The organism is Celeribacter baekdonensis (assembly GCF_900102315.1).
GTDB classification, from domain to species: Bacteria; Pseudomonadota; Alphaproteobacteria; order Rhodobacterales; family Rhodobacteraceae; genus Celeribacter; species Celeribacter baekdonensis.
In genome coordinates this window covers 1-19,220 of the sequence record NZ_FNBL01000025.1, presented here as the reverse complement: position 1 = coordinate 19,220, position 19,220 = coordinate 1, and the positions used below count along the sequence as shown (strand labels likewise).

The window sequence follows — 19,220 nt, the reverse complement described above, 5'->3', positions numbered from 1 at the left end:
CCGCACGGTCGGTTCCGGCGTTGTGTCGAAGATCGTTGAGTAAGCGAGACGATCACGAGACGCACGAATAAGGTGTGTCGAAGATCGTTGAGTAACGGGGTATTTCGCTTTTGCGAAATGCACCGAGTGGGTGGCAGTTGCTTTTGCTCGCAAAAGCAATGAGAACCCATAACGGTTCAAATTAAAGAAAGGCCTCGCGAAAGCGGGGCCTTTTTTGTTTGGATGCGAGCCCGTGCGGCTCCGATGGAGAGCGGTCACGCTCAGGAATCGTCAGCTAGCTCTAAGGGCTTTCTGAAAGATCATCAGAAGTCCGCCCGTGCATCTTTTATAAAATCGAGGTCAGCATGAGCGCAGGTTTACGCGCGCTTCGCGGCCTTTTTGATGGGTGTATTGAACGAACGACGCCGCCTTTTCACCGCAATCGACTTTTTCGACTTGCAAAGCGAGCGCGCCTTTCGTATTTCCCAGCTCGGCCTTAGGGGTATAGCTCAGTTGGTAGAGCGACGGTCTCCAAAACCGTAGGCCCACAGTTCGAGTCTGTGTGCCCCTGCCACTTTCCATATATGACGATCATCGCCTTACGTGAGCGCGACGAATGCCTGAAAGACGACGTCAGGGCAGGACCGGCCTTGTCTTTCGTGCCTTCGGGGTTGAAATCCGTTCCGCTGTGGCGTAGATGCGCCAAGACCAAGAGAGTTCAGGACATCACAATGGCCACGAAAACAAACCCGCTTCAGTTCATTCAGCAAGTTCGCGCTGAGGTGACCAAGATCGTCTGGCCGACCCGTCGCGAGGTCTTGTTGACCACGATGATGGTGTTCGTGATGGCCGCCCTTGTGGGGACGTTCTTTTTCCTTGTCGATCTCGGCATCCGCTTTGGTCTTCAGGGCTTTTTGAGTCTCTTCGGCTAAATCCCCTCAAAGCCTGCGCCCTCTCTTGCACGCCACGGTTTGAACGTGTTTGCAAGGGCCGACAATGTGCCTAAAGGGTTGAACTTACGCGCTCGACGCTATAGAGCGGGCGCAATCTTCCGGACGGGCGTGCAGCGATTCGAGTTGCGCGCCGCTTTATTGTTCCGGGGCGAGCACATATGTGCATGACATTTAACGACATCTGGCCCGTAGGGTCGGAGCAAAAAAAGGCAAAAGCACCATGGCGAAGCGTTGGTACTCGGTGAGCGTTCTCTCGAACTTCGAGAAAAAAATCGCCGAAGCGATCCGGACTGCCGTGGAAGAAAAGGGCCTTCAGGATCAGATCGAAGAAGTGCTGGTGCCGACCGAAGAGGTCATCGAAGTGCGCCGGGGCAAAAAGGTGACCGTTGAGCGGCGTTTCATGCCGGGCTATGTCCTCGTGCGGATGGAAATGACCGATCAGGGCTATCACCTGATCAACTCGATCAACCGGGTCACCGGGTTCTTGGGCTCTTTTGGCAAGCCGATGCCGATGCGCGATTCTGAGGTCGAGGCCATTTTGGGTCGCGTCGAAGAAGGGGCTGAGGCACCGCGCAACACCATCACCTTCGAAGTGGGTGAACAGGTGTCCGTGGGCGAAGGCGCGTTCGAAGGCTTTGACGGCATGGTCGAAGAAGTCGACGAAGCCAGCCAGCGCCTCAAAGTGTCGGTATCGATCTTTGGCCGGGCCACCCCGGTCGAATTGGAATTCACTCAGGTCAATAAACGGCCCTGAATGACGTCGCACCCCTGAGGTGTGGCATTCTTGTGGGAGAGGCGGGGCGCGCGCGTTCCAAGTCAGACCACACAACATAAGTTCCTCGTGAGACGCGTCTCATGGGGGTTGGAAAAGGAAAAAGCCAATGGCTAAAAAACTCGTGGGCAGCCTCAAGCTGCAAGTGCCCGCAGGCAAAGCAAACCCGTCCCCGCCCGTGGGTCCGGCGCTTGGTCAGCGCGGCATCAACATCATGGAATTCTGTAAGGCGTTCAACGCCAAGACACAGGACATGGAGCCCGGCGCGCCGTGCCCGACCGTGATCACCTATTATCAGGACAAGTCCTTCACCATGGACATCAAGACGTCCCCGGCGTCCTACTTCCTGAAAAAAGCGGCAAAACTGACCTCCGGTTCGAAAACTCCGGGTCGCGCGTCTGCCGGCACCGTGACTTTGGCTCAGGTGCGTGAAATTGCTGAAGCGAAAATGAAAGACCTGAACGCAAACGACGTCGAAGCGGCGATGAAAATCATCCTCGGCTCTGCACGTTCCATGGGCATCGAGGTGAAGTAATGGCTAAGTTTGGTAAACGCACCGTTGCAGCCCGTGCAGCATTCGCAGGCAAAGAAAACATCACCGTCGAAGACGCAGTGGCCTTGGTGAAAGCCAACGCAACCGCGAAATTTGACGAAACCGTCGAAATCGCGCTGAACCTTGGTGTTGATCCGCGTCACGCAGACCAAATGGTTCGTGGCGTTGTCACCCTGCCGAACGGCACGGGTAAGACCGTCCGCGTGGCCGTGTTTGCCCGTGGTCCGAAAGCAGACGAAGCCACCGCCGCAGGCGCTGACATCGTTGGCGCAGAGGACCTGATGGAGACCATTCAGTCCGGCAAAATCGAGTTCGACCGTTGCATCGCAACGCCGGACATGATGCCGATCGTGGGTCGCCTTGGTAAAATCCTTGGTCCGCGCAACCTGATGCCGAACCCGAAAATTGGCACCGTGACCATGGACGTGAAAGCGGCCGTGGAAGCAGCCAAAGGCGGCGAAGTTCAGTTCAAAGCAGAGAAAGCCGGTGTTGTGCACGCAGGCGTTGGCAAAGCCTCCTTCTCCGCCGAGCAACTGGCCGAAAACATCCGCGCTTTCGTGGATGCGGTTCAAAAAGCCAAACCGACCGGCGCCAAAGGTTCCTACATGCGTAAAGTGTCTGTGTCCTCTTCGATGGGCCCGGGCGTTTCCATCGCCGTGGACTCCGCGACTGGGAATTAAGGGTAGCGCGTAGCGATGCCCGTCTGGCGGGAAGGTGGGTCTCAACGAGACCTGCGGCCGCCAATGATTGAAAATATAGCAAAAGGCGCTCCTTCGGGGGCGCCTTTTGCCTATGTCCTTTTGGCCATGTTGAGGGCGCGCGGGTTTTCTGCTAAACTTCTCTCATGTGGTGGCGTGTCCGGGATCTGTATCTCAGGCACTTCACCCCCTTGCCCTCCCTCTTAATTCCATCTAAACCGCTTCATGCAACCCAGCGTGCGATTCGTCGTGCGCTGTTTTGCGTTTCGTCCAAGACGGTGGGTCGAGGGGTTTCTCTCTATAATTCCTGCCTGAGACGGGAAGACGACAAGTTTCTCCGAGGGCTTGACCTCGGGCGACTTTGGCGCAGCCCGTAACGGACTTCGTGCCGGTTATGCCGGTAGAATTGAGCCGGGAGGGCGCTTTCTCTCCCATACTTGGAGTAAAACTGTGGATAGAGCACAAAAAGAAAAAATGGTCGACGAGCTCGGCCAAATCTTTGACAGCTCTGGCGTCGTTGTGGTTGCCCACTACGAAGGTCTCACGGTTGCTCAGATGCAGGACCTGCGCGCGCGTATGCGTGATGTTGGTGGGTCCGTTCGCGTTGCCAAGAACAAGCTCGCCAAAATCGCCCTTGAAGGAAAGCCTTGCGCAAGCCTTGCTGATTTCCTGACGGGTATGACCGTTCTCACCTATTCGGAAGACCCTGTGGCTGCGGCCAAGGTTGCCGATGCCTATGCCAAAGATAACGAAAAATTCGTGATCCTTGGTGGTGCAATGGGTGAGACCGCTCTCGACGTTGACGGTGTGAAGGCCGTTGCGAAAATGCCGTCCCGCGAGGAGCTTATTGCTTCTATCGTTGGCTGTATTGGCGCACCTGCTTCCAACATCGCTGGCGCGATTGGCGCACCTGCTTCGAACATCGCGAGCATCCTGTCTACAATTGAAGACAAGGCTGCTGCATAAGCAATCAGAGACCGACGTGGTTGTAAACACACGCGTTGGAACACATCTTAAACGAACGGAAACAGTACAATGGCTGATCTGAAGAAACTTGCAGAAGAGATCGTGGGTCTCACCCTTCTCGAAGCACAAGAACTGAAAACCATCCTCAAAGACGAGTATGGCATCGAGCCCGCCGCTGGCGGCGCTGTGATGATGGCTGGCCCGGCAGACGCTGGTGCCGCAGCCGCTGAAGAGCAAACCGAATTCGACGTCGTCCTCAAAGACGCCGGCGCATCCAAAATCAACGTGATCAAAGAAGTCCGCGGCATCACCGGCCTGGGCCTCAAAGAAGCAAAAGATCTCGTCGAAGCTGGCGGCAAAATCAAAGAAGGCGTTTCCAAAGCCGAAGCAGACGAAGTCAAAGCCAAGCTGGAAGCAGCTGGCGCGACTGTCGAGCTGGCCTAATCGCCTTTGGCCCTTATGGGCCGAACAAAATAATGGCTGGACCCGAGATTCTTGGGTCCAGCTTAACCTGTCTTAGAAAGGGCCTTTCGCAGATTTGCGGGAAAAGGGCGTTTTCTCAGGAGAGGTTCAGCGGTCGGGAGCCCCCTTTGGGACGGGGGCAGGAATAGACCGAACATCTCTGTTTCGTCAGGGCACTTCCACCGGCGCCCACCGGAGGCTGTGGCTCGCGAAAATTCGAAAGGTAAAGACGCGCAATGGCTTCGACCTTCCTAGGCCAGAAACGGCTCCGCAAGTACTACGGCAAAATTCGTGAAGTGCTTGAAATGCCGAACCTCATCGAGGTTCAGAAATCTTCTTACGATCTTTTCCTCAAATCCGGCGACAGCCCCGTCCCCTTGGACGGCGAAGGCATCAAAGGTGTTTTCCAATCGGTGTTCCCGATCAAGGATTTCAATGAGACGGCCGTGCTTGAATTCGTCAAATACGAGCTTGAAAAACCGAAATATGACGTTGAAGAATGTCAACAGCGCGACATGACCTACGCGGCCCCGCTGAAGGTCACGCTGCGTCTCATCGTGTTTGATGTGGACGAAGACACCGGCGCGAAATCCGTCAAAGACATCAAAGAACAAGACGTGTTCATGGGCGACATGCCCCTGATGACCCCGAACGGCACCTTTGTCGTGAACGGCACCGAGCGCGTGATCGTGTCCCAGATGCACCGCTCGCCGGGCGTGTTCTTTGACCATGACAAGGGCAAAACCCACTCTTCCGGCAAACTCTTGTTCGCCTGCCGCATCATTCCCTACCGCGGTTCCTGGCTGGACTTCGAGTTCGACGCCAAAGACATCGTCTTTGCGCGTATCGACCGCCGCCGCAAACTCCCGGTCACCACGCTGCTTTACGCGCTGGGTCTTGATCAGGAGGCGATTTGTGACGCCTATTACAACACCGTCGATTTCAAATTGGAGAAGAACAAGGGTTGGGTGACCAAGTTCTTCCCCGAGCGGGTGCGTGGCACTCGTCCGACTTACGATTTGGTGGATGCTGATACTGGCGAAATCATCTGCAAAGCCGGCGATAAAATGACCCCGCGTGCGGTCAAGAAAATCCTCGACGAAGGCACGATCACCAATCTTTTGGTGCCGTTTGATAACATCCTCGGCAAATATTCCGCCAAGGACATCATCAACGAACAGACCGGCGCGATTTATGTCGAAGCGGGTGACGAGATCACCTATGAATTCGACAAAGACGGGTCTGTCATTGGCGGCACGTTGAAAGATCTGTTGGACGCGGGCATCACCGAGATTCCGGTGCTCGACATCGACGGGATCAACGTCGGTCCGTACATCCGCAACACCATGGCGGCAGATAAAAACATGAACCGCGAAACCGCGCTCATGGACATCTACCGCGTGATGCGTCCGGGTGAACCGCCGACCGTGGATGCGGCCTCTGGCCTGTTTGACACGTTGTTCTTTGACAGCGAACGCTACGACCTCTCGGCCGTGGGCCGCGTCAAAATGAACATGCGTCTCGACCTTGATGCCGAAGACACACAGCGCACGCTGCGTCGCGAAGACATCGTGTCTTGTATCAAGGCGCTGGTTGAGCTGCGCGATGGTCGTGGCGACATCGACGACATTGACCACCTGGGCAACCGTCGTGTGCGTTCCGTTGGCGAGCTGATGGAAAACCAATACCGCGTTGGCCTGCTCCGCATGGAGCGCGCGATCAAAGAACGCATGTCCTCGGTCGAGATTGACACGGTCATGCCGCAAGACTTGATCAACGCCAAACCGGCGGCTGCTGCGGTGCGCGAATTCTTTGGCTCCTCGCAGTTGTCGCAGTTCATGGACCAAACCAACCCGCTCTCCGAAGTGACGCACAAACGTCGTCTTTCGGCGCTTGGGCCGGGCGGTTTGACCCGCGAACGTGCAGGCTTCGAGGTGCGCGATGTGCACATCACCCACTATGGTCGCATGTGCCCGATTGAGACCCCCGAGGGTCCGAACATTGGTCTGATCAACTCTTTGGCCACCTTTGCCCGCGTCAACAAATACGGCTTTATCGAAACCCCGTACCGTCGCGTGACCGACGGTCAGGTGACCGACGAAGTGCAGTATATGTCGGCGACCGAAGAAATGCGTCACACTGTGGCACAGGCCAACGCATCGCTTGATGCGGACGGCAAATTCACCGACGATCTGGTGTCCACCCGTCAGTCGGGCGAACACGCGCTGAACACACCGGCCAATGTCGATCTCATCGACGTGTCGCCGAAACAGCTGGTCTCTGTGGCGGCCGCTTTGATCCCGTTCCTTGAAAACGACGACGCCAACCGCGCCCTCATGGGCTCGAACATGCAACGTCAGGCTGTGCCGCTTTTGCGCGCAGAAGCACCGCTGGTCGGCACAGGGATGGAAGGCAAAGTCGCCATCGACTCCGGCGCGGCCATCCAGGCGAAACGCGCGGGCGTGATCGACCAAGTCGACGCAACCCGTATCGTTGTGCGCGCCACCGCCGATCTGGAGCCGGGCGATCCGGGTGTGGACATCTATCGTCTGCGCAAGTTCCAGCGCTCGAACCAAAACACCTGTATCAACCAGCGTCCGTTGGTGAATGTGGGTCAGTCGGTTGGCAAAGGCGAAGTCATTGCCGATGGTCCATCCACGGATATGGGCGAGTTGGCTTTGGGTAAAAACGTGATGGTCGCGTTTATGCCTTGGAATGGCTACAACTACGAAGACTCCATCCTGATCTCCGAGCGCATCTCGCGTGACGACGTCTTCACCTCGGTTCACATCGAGGAATTCGAAGTCGCCGCCCGTGACACCAAGCTTGGGCCGGAAGAGATCACCCGTGACATCCCGAACGTCGGCGAGGAAGCTCTGCGCAACCTCGATGAAGCCGGGATCGTGTATATCGGGGCTCACGTTGAGCCGGGTGATATTCTCGTTGGTAAAATCACACCGAAGGGCGAAAGCCCGATGACGCCGGAAGAAAAACTCCTGCGCGCCATCTTTGGTGAGAAAGCCTCCGACGTGCGTGACACCTCGCTTCGGGTGAAACCGGGCGATTACGGTACGATCGTGGAAGTGCGTGTCTTTAACCGCCATGGTGTGGAAAAAGACGAACGTTCCGTACAGATCGAGCGTGAGGAAATCGAACGCCTCGCACGCGACCGTGACGATGAGATGGTGATCCTGGACCGCAACATTTATGCGCGTCTCAAGACCATGATCATGGGCAAGGTTGCCGTCAAAGGTCCGAAGGGCGTGAAGCCCGGCGTGATCATCGACGAAGATCTGTTGTCGCAACTGTCCAAAGGTCAGTGGTGGCAGCTTGCGCTTGAAGACGAAGACGATGCCACCATCGTTGAGGCTTTGAACGCACAATACGAAGCCCAGAAACGGGCGCTTGAGCACCGTTTCGAAGACAAGGTCGAAAAAGTCCGTCGTGGCGACGATCTTCCGCCGGGCGTGATGAAAATGGTCAAAGTCTTTATCGCCGTGAAGCGCAAGCTTCAGCCGGGTGATAAAATGGCCGGTCGTCACGGCAACAAAGGTGTGATTTCGCGCGTGGTTCCGATGGAGGACATGCCGTTCCTCGAAGACGGGACTCCGGTCGATTTCTGTTTGAACCCGCTGGGCGTGCCGTCGCGTATGAACGTTGGTCAGATCCTTGAAACACACATGGGTTGGGCCGCGCGCGGTCTGGGCCAACAGGTCGAAGAAGGCCTGCGGGAATACCGTCGCTCCGGCGACATGACCCCGGTGCGGGACGCTCTGAAATTCGTTTATGGCCAGGATGTCTATGACGAAGGCTTTGAGCCGATGGAAGATGACGACCTTCTGGAAGCGGCGGGCAACGTGACCCGCGGTGTTCCGATCGCAACGCCGGTTTTCGACGGGGCGAAAGAGGCCGATATCAACGAAGCCTTGGCCAAAGCGGGCTTTGACACCTCTGCGCAATCCATCCTGTTTGATGGCCGCACTGGTGAGCAATTCGCGCGTAAGGTCACGGTGGGCATGAAATACCTGCTGAAACTGCACCACCTTGTGGACGACAAAATCCACGCCCGTTCCACGGGTCCGTACTCGCTTGTCACCCAGCAGCCGCTTGGTGGTAAGGCGCAGTTCGGGGGTCAGCGTTTCGGGGAGATGGAAGTCTGGGCACTCGAAGCCTACGGTGCCGCTTACACCCTGCAGGAAATGCTTACGGTCAAGTCGGATGACGTGGCCGGCCGTGCCAAGGTCTATGAGTCGATCGTCAAGGGCGAAGACAACTTTGAAGCCGGTGTGCCGGAGAGCTTTAACGTGCTCGTCAAAGAAGTCCGCGGCCTCGGCCTCAACATGGAACTCCTGGATTCGGAGGACGAAGAGTGACGGTGGGGGGCTTCCCCCACCACGCTTTTTTCCCCCTTCCGCGACAATTTGAGGAATTCAAAAGATGAACCAGGAAATCACAGCCAACCCGTTTAATCCGATGGCGCAGCCGACGACCTTTGACGAGATCAAAGTGTCCTTGGCCTCCCCGGAGCGGATTCTGTCGTGGTCCTACGGCGAAATCAAAAAGCCGGAAACCATCAACTACCGGACGTTCAAACCGGAACGTGACGGTCTGTTCTGTGCGCGTATTTTTGGCCCGATCAAAGACTACGAATGTCTGTGCGGCAAATATAAACGCATGAAATATCGCGGCGTTGTCTGCGAAAAATGTGGTGTGGAAGTCACGCTGCAAAAAGTGCGCCGCGAGCGTATGGGCCATATCGAATTGGCGGCTCCTGTCGCCCATATTTGGTTCTTGAAATCGCTTCCGAGCCGGATCGGCCTCATGCTTGACATGACGCTGCGCGATCTGGAACGCGTGCTGTATTTTGAAAACTATGTTGTGATCGAACCGGGTCTCACCGATCTCACCTACGGTCAGATGATGACCGAAGAAGAGTTCATGGACGCCCAGGATCTCTACGGTATGGACGCTTTTGAAGCCGACATCGGTGCCGAAGCGATCCGTAAAATGCTTGGCAACATCGACCTTGAGAGCACCGCGGACCAGCTTCGCGAAGACCTCAAAGAGGCGACCGGCGAGCTGAAACCGAAGAAGATCATCAAGCGTCTGAAGATCGTTGAAAGCTTCCTTGAATCCGGCAACCGCCCGGAGTGGATGATCCTGACCGTGATCCCCGTGATCCCGCCAGAACTCCGCCCGTTGGTGCCGCTTGATGGTGGTCGTTTCGCGACCTCCGATCTCAACGACCTTTACCGTCGTGTGATCAACCGGAACAACCGTCTCAAACGCCTGATCGAACTGCGTGCGCCCGACATCATCGTGCGTAACGAAAAACGCATGTTGCAGGAATCGGTCGATGCGTTGTTCGACAACGGTCGTCGTGGCCGCGTGATCACCGGTGCCAACAAGCGTCCGTTGAAATCGCTCTCCGACATGCTGAAGGGCAAACAGGGTCGTTTCCGTCAAAACCTTTTGGGCAAACGCGTCGACTTCTCCGGTCGTTCGGTCATTGTGACCGGGCCGGAACTGAAGTTGCATCAATGTGGTTTGCCCAAGAAGATGGCGCTCGAACTGTTCAAGCCGTTCATCTACTCGCGTCTTGAAGCCAAAGGTCTGTCTTCCACTGTGAAGCAAGCCAAGAAATTGGTGGAAAAAGAGCGTCCCGAAGTGTGGGACATCCTGGACGAGGTGATCCGCGAACACCCGGTGTTCCTCAACCGTGCGCCGACCTTGCACCGTTTGGGCATCCAAGCGTTCGAACCCACATTGATCGAAGGCAAAGCGATTCAGCTTCACCCGCTCGTCTGTTCGGCCTTTAACGCCGACTTTGACGGCGATCAGATGGCCGTTCACGTGCCGCTGTCGCTCGAAGCACAGCTTGAAGCGCGCGTCTTGATGATGTCCACGAACAACGTTCTGTCGCCCGCGAACGGCGCACCGATCATCGTGCCGTCGCAGGATATGATCTTGGGCATTTACTACATCTCGATGGAACGCGAAGGCATGCAAGGCGAAGGCATGATCTTCTCCAACATCGACGAGGTGGAATACGCTCTGAGCTCGGGCGCTGTGCATTTGCACGCCAAAGTCACCGCCCGGATCAAACAGATCGACGAGCATGGTCAAGAAGTGTGGAAACGCTTTGAAACCACGCCGGGCCGTTTGCGCCTTGGCGGTCTGTTGCCGCTCAACGCGAAAGCGCCGTTTGACTTGGTCAACCGTCTGTTGCGTAAGAAAGAAGTGCAGCAGGTCATCGACACCGTCTACCGCTATTGCGGTCAGAAAGAGTCGGTTATCTTCTGTGACCAGATCATGTCTTTGGGCTTCAAAGAAGCGTTCAAAGCCGGGATTTCTTTCGGCAAGGACGACATGGTCGTGCCGGACAACAAATGGACGTTGGTTGACGCGACCCGCGATCAGGTTCGCGACTTTGAACAACAGTACATGGACGGCCTGATCACTCAGGGCGAGAAATACAACAAAGTTGTCGATGCCTGGTCGAAGTGTAACGACAAAGTCACCGAAGCGATGATGTCCACCATCTCCGCCAACAAGCGCGACGAGAATGGGGCCGAAATGGAACCGAACTCGGTGTACATGATGGCTCACTCCGGTGCGCGTGGCTCTGTTACCCAGATGAAACAGCTGGGCGGCATGCGCGGCCTTATGGCGAAACCGTCGGGCGAGATCATCGAAACGCCGATTATCTCGAACTTTAAAGAAGGCCTGACCGTGCTTGAGTACTTTAACTCGACACACGGCGCTCGTAAGGGTCTGTCCGATACGGCGTTGAAAACGGCGAACTCCGGGTATTTGACCCGCCGTCTCGTGGACGTTGCTCAAGACTGTATCGTGCGTCAGGTCGACTGTGGCACCGAATTGGCGATCACCGCCGAAGCGGCTGTCAACGATGGTGAAGTTGTGGCCTCTCTCGCAGAGCGCCTTCTGGGCCGCGTGGCCGCAGAAGACGTGTTGCGTCCGGGCACCGACGAAGTCCTCGTGTCGAAAAACGAACTGATCGACGAACGCAAAGCCGATCTGATCGAAGCCGCCGGGATTGCCTCGATGCGGATGCGCAGCCCGTTGACCTGTGAAGCCGAAGAAGGCGTTTGCGCCATGTGCTATGGTCGCGACCTTGCACGCGGCACCATGGTGAACCAAGGTGAGGCCGTCGGCATCATCGCGGCTCAGTCCATCGGTGAACCGGGCACACAGCTGACGATGCGGACCTTCCACATCGGCGGCGTGGCACAGGGTGGCCAGCAGTCGTTCCAGGAAGCCAACCAAGAAGGCAAAGCGTTGTTCCGCAATGCCATGCTGCTTGAAAACAAACATGGCGAGAAAATCGTCATGGGCCGTAACATGCAGTTGGTGATCGTGGACGATCAAGGCGTGGAACGGGCGTCCTACAAACTCGGCTATGGCACGAAAGTGTTCGCCGAAGAGGGCAAAATGATTGCCCGTGGCGACAAGCTGTTTGAATGGGACCCTTACACCCTTCCGATCATCGCGGAAAAAGGCGGTAAGGCGAAATTCGTCGATCTCATCTCGGGCCTTTCGGTCCGTGACGACACCGATGATGCCACCGGCATGACCCAGAAAATCGTGACCGATTGGCGCTCTGTGCCGAAAGGCGGCGATCTGAAGCCTGAGATCTTGATCCTTGGCGAAGACGGCGAACCGGTCCGCAACGATGTGGGCAACCCGGTGACCTATCTGATGTCCGTGGATGCGGTTCTCTCGATCGAAGACGGTCAGGACATTCAGGCCGGTGACGTTGTGGCGCGTATTCCGCGCGAAGGCGCAAAGACCAAGGACATCACCGGTGGTCTGCCGCGTGTGGCCGAGCTCTTTGAAGCACGTCGTCCGAAAGATCACGCGATCATCGCGGAGATTGACGGCTACGTGCGCTTTGGCAAGGACTACAAAAACAAACGCCGCATCTCGATCGAACCGTCGGATGAGACCAAGGAACCCGTCGAGTACATGGTGCCGAAAGGCAAGCACATCCCTGTGGCCGAAGGTGACTTCGTTCAGAAGGGTGACTACATCATGGACGGCAACCCGGCGCCGCATGACATTCTGGCGATTATGGGTGTCGAGGCTCTGGCTGTGTACATGATCGACGAGGTGCAGGAGGTCTATCGTCTGCAAGGCGTGAAGATCAACGACAAGCACATCGAAGTCATCGTGCGTCAGATGTTGCAGAAATGGGAAATCCTCGACTCTGGGGAAACCACGTTGCTCAAAGGCGAAGCTGTGGACAAGGCCGAGTTTGACGAAGCCAACGCCAAAGCCGAGTCCAAAGGCGGCCGTCCGGCGAAAGGTCAGCCGATCCTCTTGGGGATCACCAAGGCGTCCTTGCAAACCCGGTCGTTCATCTCTGCCGCGTCGTTCCAGGAAACCACCCGCGTGCTCACCGAAGCCTCTGTTCAGGGCAAACGTGACAAGTTGGTTGGTCTCAAAGAGAACATCATCGTCGGCCGCCTGATCCCGGCTGGTACGGGTGGCGCAACCAAACGTGTCCGCCGTATTGCTCAAGAGCGCGACAATGTTGTGATCGAGGAGGCCCGTGCAGAAGCGGAAGCCGCCGCACAACTTGCCGCTCCGGTGATGGATGTGATGGGCGACGAGGCCGAAAGCCTGATGGTTGAAACCCCGGAAGGCCAAGAGTAAGCCTTTCTTCATATGATTTAAAAAAAGGCCCCTCGCAGAGATGCGGGGGGCCTTTTTATGTGCTCAATGCTTTATGTGCTCAATGCGCGCCGGTAAGGGCATGCGCCTATGGGGGTGATCAGCTCAGTTTGTTCTTTTCACGCTGATGATGACGCCAGCGCAGATCCGCCTTTGGATCGCGGTCATTTTGCTTTGCGAGGGCCTCAAGGTAATCCATACAACAGCGATGATGCAGCCGCATCACCCCCGGAACAGCGCTGACCTCGGCATAAGCGCTCTCAAACTGCGGTGCGTATTTCAGCGCGCTCTCATCGGGTTCATCATTGCGATTTTTGTCGCGGAAAAACCGCATGGTGTAGCGGTCGCGATTGGCCGCCGTGGACGGTTTGTTCATCTTCAGGGTGAAGCTTTCATAGGTGCGGGTGATGTAATGATTGAGCTGCGCAAACTCGTGGGTGATCCATTGCGGTTTTGTGTACTGGACCGAGCCCTCGGGATCATACCGGCGCATGGTCACCCCATCGCAGCGCTTCATCAGGTTGGGTGGCTCCCCCCAAGGCGACTCGCCCAGCCATCCCCTTGGCGCATGAACCCCGATATGACGAAAATCCTGCGGCCAGCGGATCAAGGTTTTGAAGAATATGTTGACGGTATGCAGGGAGGACGCGGCCTTGGTAAAGCTGCGATGCGCAAACTCATCGTGCCACTCACTGCCACCACTGTCACCAAAACATTTCCAATGCACGGCGATGGCATGGGTCTCAGCCATATCATACTGAGCGATCAGATCATGGATCGTGCCATCGCCGACATGGATCACCAAAAACTCATCGACATCAATATTGAACACCCATTCCGCCGCTTGCACCCGAGGCAGGGTTTTCATCAGGTTCAAAGCGGTGCGTTTTATCGGCACGGAGGGCGTGGGTTTGTAACGAACTGCGGTGATGAACCCGGCCTGATCGAGCGCTTTGAGCAGGGCAGGGGAGTGATCCGTGCAATCATTGTAGAGAACGATCAGATGGTCAAAGCCGAGCATACGATACCAAGCCACCCATTCCAAAATGAACGGACCCTCATTGCGCATCGTCGTCAGGACAAGTTTTTCACCCACGTTTTTCACCCATATCTACCACTGATCTGCCACTGATGTTCCGCCCCCCGTGGCCTTTTCCGCATAATGCACAGTACAGCCTGTCACACAACGACGAGGCTGCCAATGTGACGAGAGGACAAGTTTTCCTTTCTGCATCGTGTCAGCAATGATAGCGCAGGATCAAACGGATTGATCCGGCCCTTGCCAAAGACAAAGAACATCCTGCACCATGACGAAACTCTCCGACAACACCCGTGGCGCCATTCTCATGGCCCTGTCGATGGCGGCCTTTACCACCAACGACAGCTTCATGAAGGGGCTTTTGGAAGAAATCCCGCTGTTGCAGGCACTGACCCTGCGCGGGCTTCTCAATATCGCGATGATTTTGGTGATCTTGCCTGTGTTCATCGGGCCGGTGCGCTTTGATCTGAGCCGCAAGGACTGGATCTTCACGCTGCTGCGCGCCGGGGCCGAGGTTGGAGCATCGTTCTCTTTTCTCACCGCCATCATCCATATCCCTTTGGCCAATGCCACGGCGATCATGCAAACCCTGCCGCTTTCCATCACTGTGGTCGGCGCGCTGCTGTTCAAAGATCAGTTGGGCTGGCGCCGCCTTGCGGCCATCTTGATCGGCTTTTGTGGTGTGCTTTTGATTGTCAAGCCGGGCGGGGAGGGCTTTAGCGCACAGGGGCTTTGGGCCGTTCTGGGCATGGGATTTGTCACCGTGCGCGATCTTTCGGTGCGCGCCATTTCCCCAAATGCCCCAACGGCAACCGTCACTTTTGCCGCTGTGGCTGCGGTCACCATTGTGGCGGGGGGACTATCCCTCGGTTCGGAATGGCAACCGCTCTCGACACTGGGCTATATCCAACTTTTGGGCACCTCGGGATTTGTCATCATTGGCTATGTTCTCTCCGTCACGGTGATGCGCGTGGGGGAGATTTCCTTTGTCTCGCCGTTTCGCTATACTGCGCTGATATGGGCCTTGCTGATCGGGTTTTTTGCCTTTGGCGAATGGCCGGACCTCTGGGCGCTCATCGGGGCAGGGATCATTGCCACCACGGGCATTTACACCGTTCTGCGTGAGGCGCGTCTGCGTCGCAGGGCGGATGGCCTCGTCAAACGTTGACCACCGGTTGACAAGGCGGACGACTCTCCATATACCGCGCGACATCCGGCTAAGGGGGGTCTCCCCGTTTGTGCCGAGTTCTAAATCGTAGTGGCCAAGATCTGAGCAATTTAAGGCGCTCTGATCCTCTGGGAACTCACCGCGTCGTTCACCTCGGAATGGGAACGATTGCGGGTTTTTGTGTTACGCGTTTGCGTGATGCTGGAAATTCGAAATCGCCCCGGCACGGGCTCAAGGTTTACGCCTGAGGTCACCGTCGCGGCACATAAGTTAGGAAACGGGAAAGAGCCCTATGCCAACGATTCAACAGCTGATCCGCAAACCGCGTCAGCCCAAAGTCAAGCGCTCCAAATCCATGCACCTGGAGCAGTGTCCCCAGAAGCGTGGCGTTTGTACGCGCGTCTACACCACCACACCGAAAAAACCGAACTCCGCTATGCGGAAAGTGGCCAAGGTTCGCCTGACCAACGGTTTCGAAGTGATCAGCTACATCCCCGGTGAAAGCCACAACCTTCAGGAGCACTCTGTGGTTCTGATCCGTGGCGGTCGTGTGAAAGACCTTCCGGGTGTCCGTTATCACATCCTGCGCGGTGTGTTGGATACCCAAGGCGTCAAAGACCGTAAGCAGCGTCGTTCGAAATACGGCGCCAAGCGTCCGAAGTAAGGAGAGACTGGTATGTCCCGTCGTCACGCCGCTGAAAAGCGCGAAGTACTGCCCGACGCCAAATATGGCGATCGCGTGCTGACCAAATTCATGAACAACCTGATGATCGACGGCAAAAAATCCGCCGCCGAGAAAATTGTTTACAACGCGTTGAGCCGCGTGGAAGACAAGCTGAAAAAAGCTCCGGTTGAAGTGTTCCATGAAGCCCTCGACAACGTGAAACCCTCTGTTGAGGTGCGGTCGCGTCGTGTGGGTGGTGCCACCTATCAGGTGCCCGTCGAAGTGCGCGTTGAGCGCCGCGAAGCTCTGGCGATCCGTTGGTTGATCAACGCATCCCGCGCCCGCAACGAAAACACGATGGAAGAGCGTCTTGCCGGTGAACTGCTTGATGCAGTCAACGGTCGCGGTTCCGCCGTGAAAAAACGCGAAGACACGCATAAGATGGCCGACGCAAACAAAGCGTTCAGCCATTATCGCTGGTAATCACTCAGGCCCGTAGGACCGACATCATGGCACGCGAATATCCCCTCGAACGGTACCGCAATTTTGGTATCATGGCGCATATCGACGCAGGTAAAACCACCTGTTCCGAGCGTATCCTTTATTACACCGGCAAATCCCACAACATCGGTGAGGTGCACGATGGTGCAGCCACCATGGACTGGATGGAGCAGGAGCAGGAACGCGGCATCACGATCACCTCTGCTGCGACCACCACGTTCTGGCAGCGTCAGGAAGAGCCGACAGCTGATGCGACCTCCGACACCAAGTTTCGGATGAACATCATCGACACGCCCGGCCACGTTGACTTCACCATCGAAGTTGAACGTTCGCTGGCTGTGCTTGACGGTGCTGTTGCTGTGCTTGACGCCAACGCTGGCGTTGAACCGCAAACTGAAACAGTGTGGCGTCAGGCTGACCGCTACAAAGTTCCGCGCATCGTGTTCGTTAACAAAATGGACAAGATCGGTGCTGACTTCTTCAACTGTGTGAAGATGATCAAAGACCGCACCGGCGCAACCCCGGCTCCGATTCAGATCCCGATTGGGGCTGAAACCGAGCTGGAAGGTATGATCGACCTTGTGACCATGAAAGAATGGGTCTGGGCCGGTGAAGACCTTGGTGCGAGCTGGGAACAGCGCGAGATCCGCGACAGCCTGAAAGATCTGGCTGACGAATGGCGTGCAAACCTCATCGAGGTTGCGGTCGAAATGGACGACGAAGCCATGGAAAACTATTTGATGGACGGCGCAGAGCCCGACGTGGACACGCTTCGCAGCCTGATCCGCAAAGGCACGCTGGCGATCAAGTTTATTCCGGTTCTCTGCGGGTCTGCGTTTAAAAACAAAGGCGTTCAGCCGCTGTTGAACGCTGTGATCGACTATCTGCCGAGCCCGCTCGACGTTGTGGATTACATGGGCTTCAAACCCGGCGATGAAACGGAAACCCGTGACATCCCGCGTCGCGCCGATGACAACATGGCGTTCTCTGGCCTTGCGTTCAAAATCATGAACGACCCGTTCGTGGGCACGCTCACCTTTACCCGCATCTACTCCGGTAAGATGAACAAAGGTGACGGCATCCTGAACTCGACCAAAGGCAAAAAAGAGCGCGTCGGTCGTATGATGATGATGCACTCGAACAACCGCGAAGAGATCGAAGAAGCCTTCTCCGGCGACATCATCGCTTTGGCTGGCCTCAAAGACACCACCACTGGGGATACCCTGTGTTCTGCCTCTGAGCCGGTCGTTCTCGAAACCATGACCTTCCCGGAACCGGTGATCGAGATCGCAGTTGAGCCCAAAACCAAGGGCGACCAAGAGAAAATGTCCGCAGGTCTGGCACGTCTTGCCGCCGAAGACCCCTCCTTCCGTGTGGAGACCGACATCGAGTCCGGTCAAACCATCATGAAAGGCATGGGCGAACTTCACCTCGACATCCTCGTGGATCGTCTGCGCCGCGAGTTCAAAGTCGAAGCGAACATCGGTGCACCGCAGGTGGCCTATCGTGAAACGATTTCTCACGAAGTCGAACACACCTACACCCACAAGAAACAGTCTGGTGGGTCGGGTCAGTACGCTGAGGTCAAACTTGTCATCACGCCGACCGAACCGGGCGAAGGCTTCTCTTTTGAATCCAAAATCGTTGGTGGTGCGGTGCCGAAGGAATACATTCCCGGCGTCGAAAAAGGCATCCGTTCTGTCATGGACTCCGGTCCATTGGCAGGCTTCCCGGTGATCGACTTCAAAGTGACGTTGATCGACGGTAAGTTCCACGATGTTGACTCCTCGGTGCTTGCGTTCGAAATCGCGGCTCGCATGGGCATGCGCGAAGGTATGCGCAAAGCCGGTGCGAAATTGCTCGAACCGATCATGAAAGTCGAAGTGATCACCCCGGAAGAATACACCGGCGGTATCATTGGCGATCTGACCTCACGTCGCGGTCAGGTTCAGGGTCAGGACACGCGCGGGAACGCGATTGCCATCGACTCCTTTGTGCCGCTGGCCAACATGTTTGGTTACATCAACACGCTGCGTTCCATGTCTTCGGGCCGCGCACAGTTCTCGATGCAGTTCGATCACTACGAAGCTGTGCCGTCGAACATCTCGGAAGAAATTCAGGCGAAATTCGCATGATGATCAATCGGCGAAATTTCTTTTTGGCAATGCCTCTTTTGTTGGCTGCGTGCGTTCAGACGCAGCAGCTTAACGAAACTGTTGCGAGCTCTCTTCGTATCACCGAGGTCGCTGTTGCGACATCGGTTGAGCGGGAGAACACAGCCCTGCCGAAAGGCGTTATCGTTGATCAGGTTCGCTCCGATGTGTCAGGGGTGTTGAAGCGTCAAAACCCGAACGGGATCCGTCCCGTTCGGCTTAACGTCAATATCCATCAATTCTATATTGCTAATGCCGCGGCAGGTGCTCTGCTCGGTTCATCCTCTTCGAACATCGGCACTACTATGACGCTCGTGGATGTGAAAACCGGCGAAAGCGTTGGCGAACCTTTCAAAGTCTATGGATCAACAGAAGCACGCCCAACGATGTTAGGCGCGCTCGCAATCAAGAAACCACAAGAAGAACTCGCGGTTATCTCTGCAGATCTTGCAGCAAACGCAATGATCGCGATTTTCGGAGAATGAGAACCCTTTAGAGGGTTAGAAAAACTAAGGAGGCCATAATGGCTAAGGAAAAGTTTGAGCGTTCCAAACCGCACTGCAACATCGGCACGATTGGCCACGTTGACCACGGTAAAACGACGCTGACGGCAGCGAT

15 protein-coding genes and 1 tRNA gene are annotated in these 19,220 nt (G+C 56.2%); 15 read left to right on the top strand and 1 reads right to left on the bottom strand.

Going from position 1 to position 19,220, the window contains the following annotated elements:
- Window positions 1-477 precede the first annotated feature (477 nt).
- The 9 genes from BLT54_RS21585 (at window position 478) to rpoC (ending at window position 13,059) form a co-directional block, all read left to right on the top strand.
- Window positions 478-553 (top strand) — tRNA-Trp (locus BLT54_RS21585).
- Between the two features lie 157 nt (window positions 554-710).
- Window positions 711-911 (top strand): preprotein translocase subunit SecE, encoded by a 201-nt coding sequence (gene secE, locus BLT54_RS21580; protein WP_009574242.1) that lies wholly within the window; start codon window positions 711-713, stop codon window positions 909-911.
- A 241-nt stretch (window positions 912-1,152) separates the two neighbouring features.
- Window positions 1,153-1,686, top strand: a complete 534-nt coding sequence (gene nusG, locus BLT54_RS21575; RefSeq protein WP_009574243.1) for a transcription termination/antitermination protein NusG — start codon at window positions 1,153-1,155, stop codon at window positions 1,684-1,686.
- Window positions 1,687-1,813: 127 nt separating this feature from the next.
- Window positions 1,814-2,239: a 50S ribosomal protein L11 gene (rplK, locus tag BLT54_RS21570; protein ID WP_074647491.1), complete on the top strand. Its 426-nt coding sequence runs from the start codon at window positions 1,814-1,816 to the stop codon at window positions 2,237-2,239.
- Window positions 2,239-2,937 (top strand): 50S ribosomal protein L1, encoded by a 699-nt coding sequence (rplA, locus tag BLT54_RS21565; RefSeq protein WP_074647490.1) that lies wholly within the window; start codon window positions 2,239-2,241, stop codon window positions 2,935-2,937. Before rplK ends, rplA begins: the two co-directional genes overlap by 1 nt.
- A 468-nt stretch (window positions 2,938-3,405) precedes the next feature.
- Complete coding sequence (gene rplJ / locus BLT54_RS21560) at window positions 3,406-3,921, top strand: 50S ribosomal protein L10 (RefSeq protein WP_074647489.1); 516 nt, start codon at window positions 3,406-3,408, stop codon at window positions 3,919-3,921.
- 69 nt (window positions 3,922-3,990) lie between these two features.
- Window positions 3,991-4,365, top strand: a complete 375-nt coding sequence (gene rplL, locus BLT54_RS21555; RefSeq protein WP_074647488.1) for a 50S ribosomal protein L7/L12 — start codon at window positions 3,991-3,993, stop codon at window positions 4,363-4,365.
- Between the two features lie 254 nt (window positions 4,366-4,619).
- A complete protein-coding gene (gene rpoB, locus BLT54_RS21550; protein WP_074647487.1) occupies window positions 4,620-8,756 on the top strand; it encodes a DNA-directed RNA polymerase subunit beta in 4,137 nt (1,378 codons plus the stop codon).
- Window positions 8,757-8,820: 64 nt separating this feature from the next.
- Window positions 8,821-13,059: a DNA-directed RNA polymerase subunit beta' gene (rpoC, locus tag BLT54_RS21545; RefSeq protein WP_074647486.1), complete on the top strand. Its 4,239-nt coding sequence runs from the start codon at window positions 8,821-8,823 to the stop codon at window positions 13,057-13,059.
- Window positions 13,060-13,177: 118 nt separating this feature from the next.
- On the opposite strand, the gene BLT54_RS21540 is transcribed toward rpoC, so the two are convergent.
- Complete coding sequence (locus tag BLT54_RS21540) at window positions 13,178-14,173, bottom strand: glycosyltransferase family 2 protein (RefSeq protein ID WP_143026920.1); 996 nt, start codon at window positions 14,171-14,173, stop codon at window positions 13,178-13,180.
- A 211-nt stretch (window positions 14,174-14,384) separates the two neighbouring features.
- Between BLT54_RS21540 and BLT54_RS21535 the strand changes: the two genes are divergently transcribed.
- The 6 genes from BLT54_RS21535 to BLT54_RS21510 all read left to right on the top strand — a co-directional run.
- Window positions 14,385-15,284, top strand: a complete 900-nt coding sequence (locus tag BLT54_RS21535) for a DMT family transporter (protein ID WP_074647485.1) — start codon at window positions 14,385-14,387, stop codon at window positions 15,282-15,284.
- Window positions 15,285-15,576: 292 nt separating this feature from the next.
- Complete coding sequence (rpsL, locus tag BLT54_RS21530) at window positions 15,577-15,948, top strand: 30S ribosomal protein S12 (protein WP_005621086.1); 372 nt, start codon at window positions 15,577-15,579, stop codon at window positions 15,946-15,948.
- Between the two features lie 12 nt (window positions 15,949-15,960).
- On the top strand, window positions 15,961-16,431 hold the full coding sequence (gene rpsG / locus BLT54_RS21525) for a 30S ribosomal protein S7 (protein ID WP_009574252.1): 471 nt from the start codon (window positions 15,961-15,963) through the stop codon (window positions 16,429-16,431).
- A gap of 26 nt (window positions 16,432-16,457) precedes the next feature.
- Complete coding sequence (gene fusA, locus BLT54_RS21520) at window positions 16,458-18,584, top strand: elongation factor G (protein ID WP_074647484.1); 2,127 nt, start codon at window positions 16,458-16,460, stop codon at window positions 18,582-18,584.
- Window positions 18,581-19,087, top strand: a complete 507-nt coding sequence (locus BLT54_RS21515) for a hypothetical protein (protein ID WP_074647483.1) — start codon at window positions 18,581-18,583, stop codon at window positions 19,085-19,087. Before fusA ends, BLT54_RS21515 begins: the two co-directional genes overlap by 4 nt.
- A 38-nt stretch (window positions 19,088-19,125) precedes the next feature.
- Window positions 19,126-19,220, top strand: a 95-nt coding sequence (locus BLT54_RS21510) for a GTP-binding protein (protein ID WP_131822069.1), incomplete at its 3' end; no start/stop codon positions are given.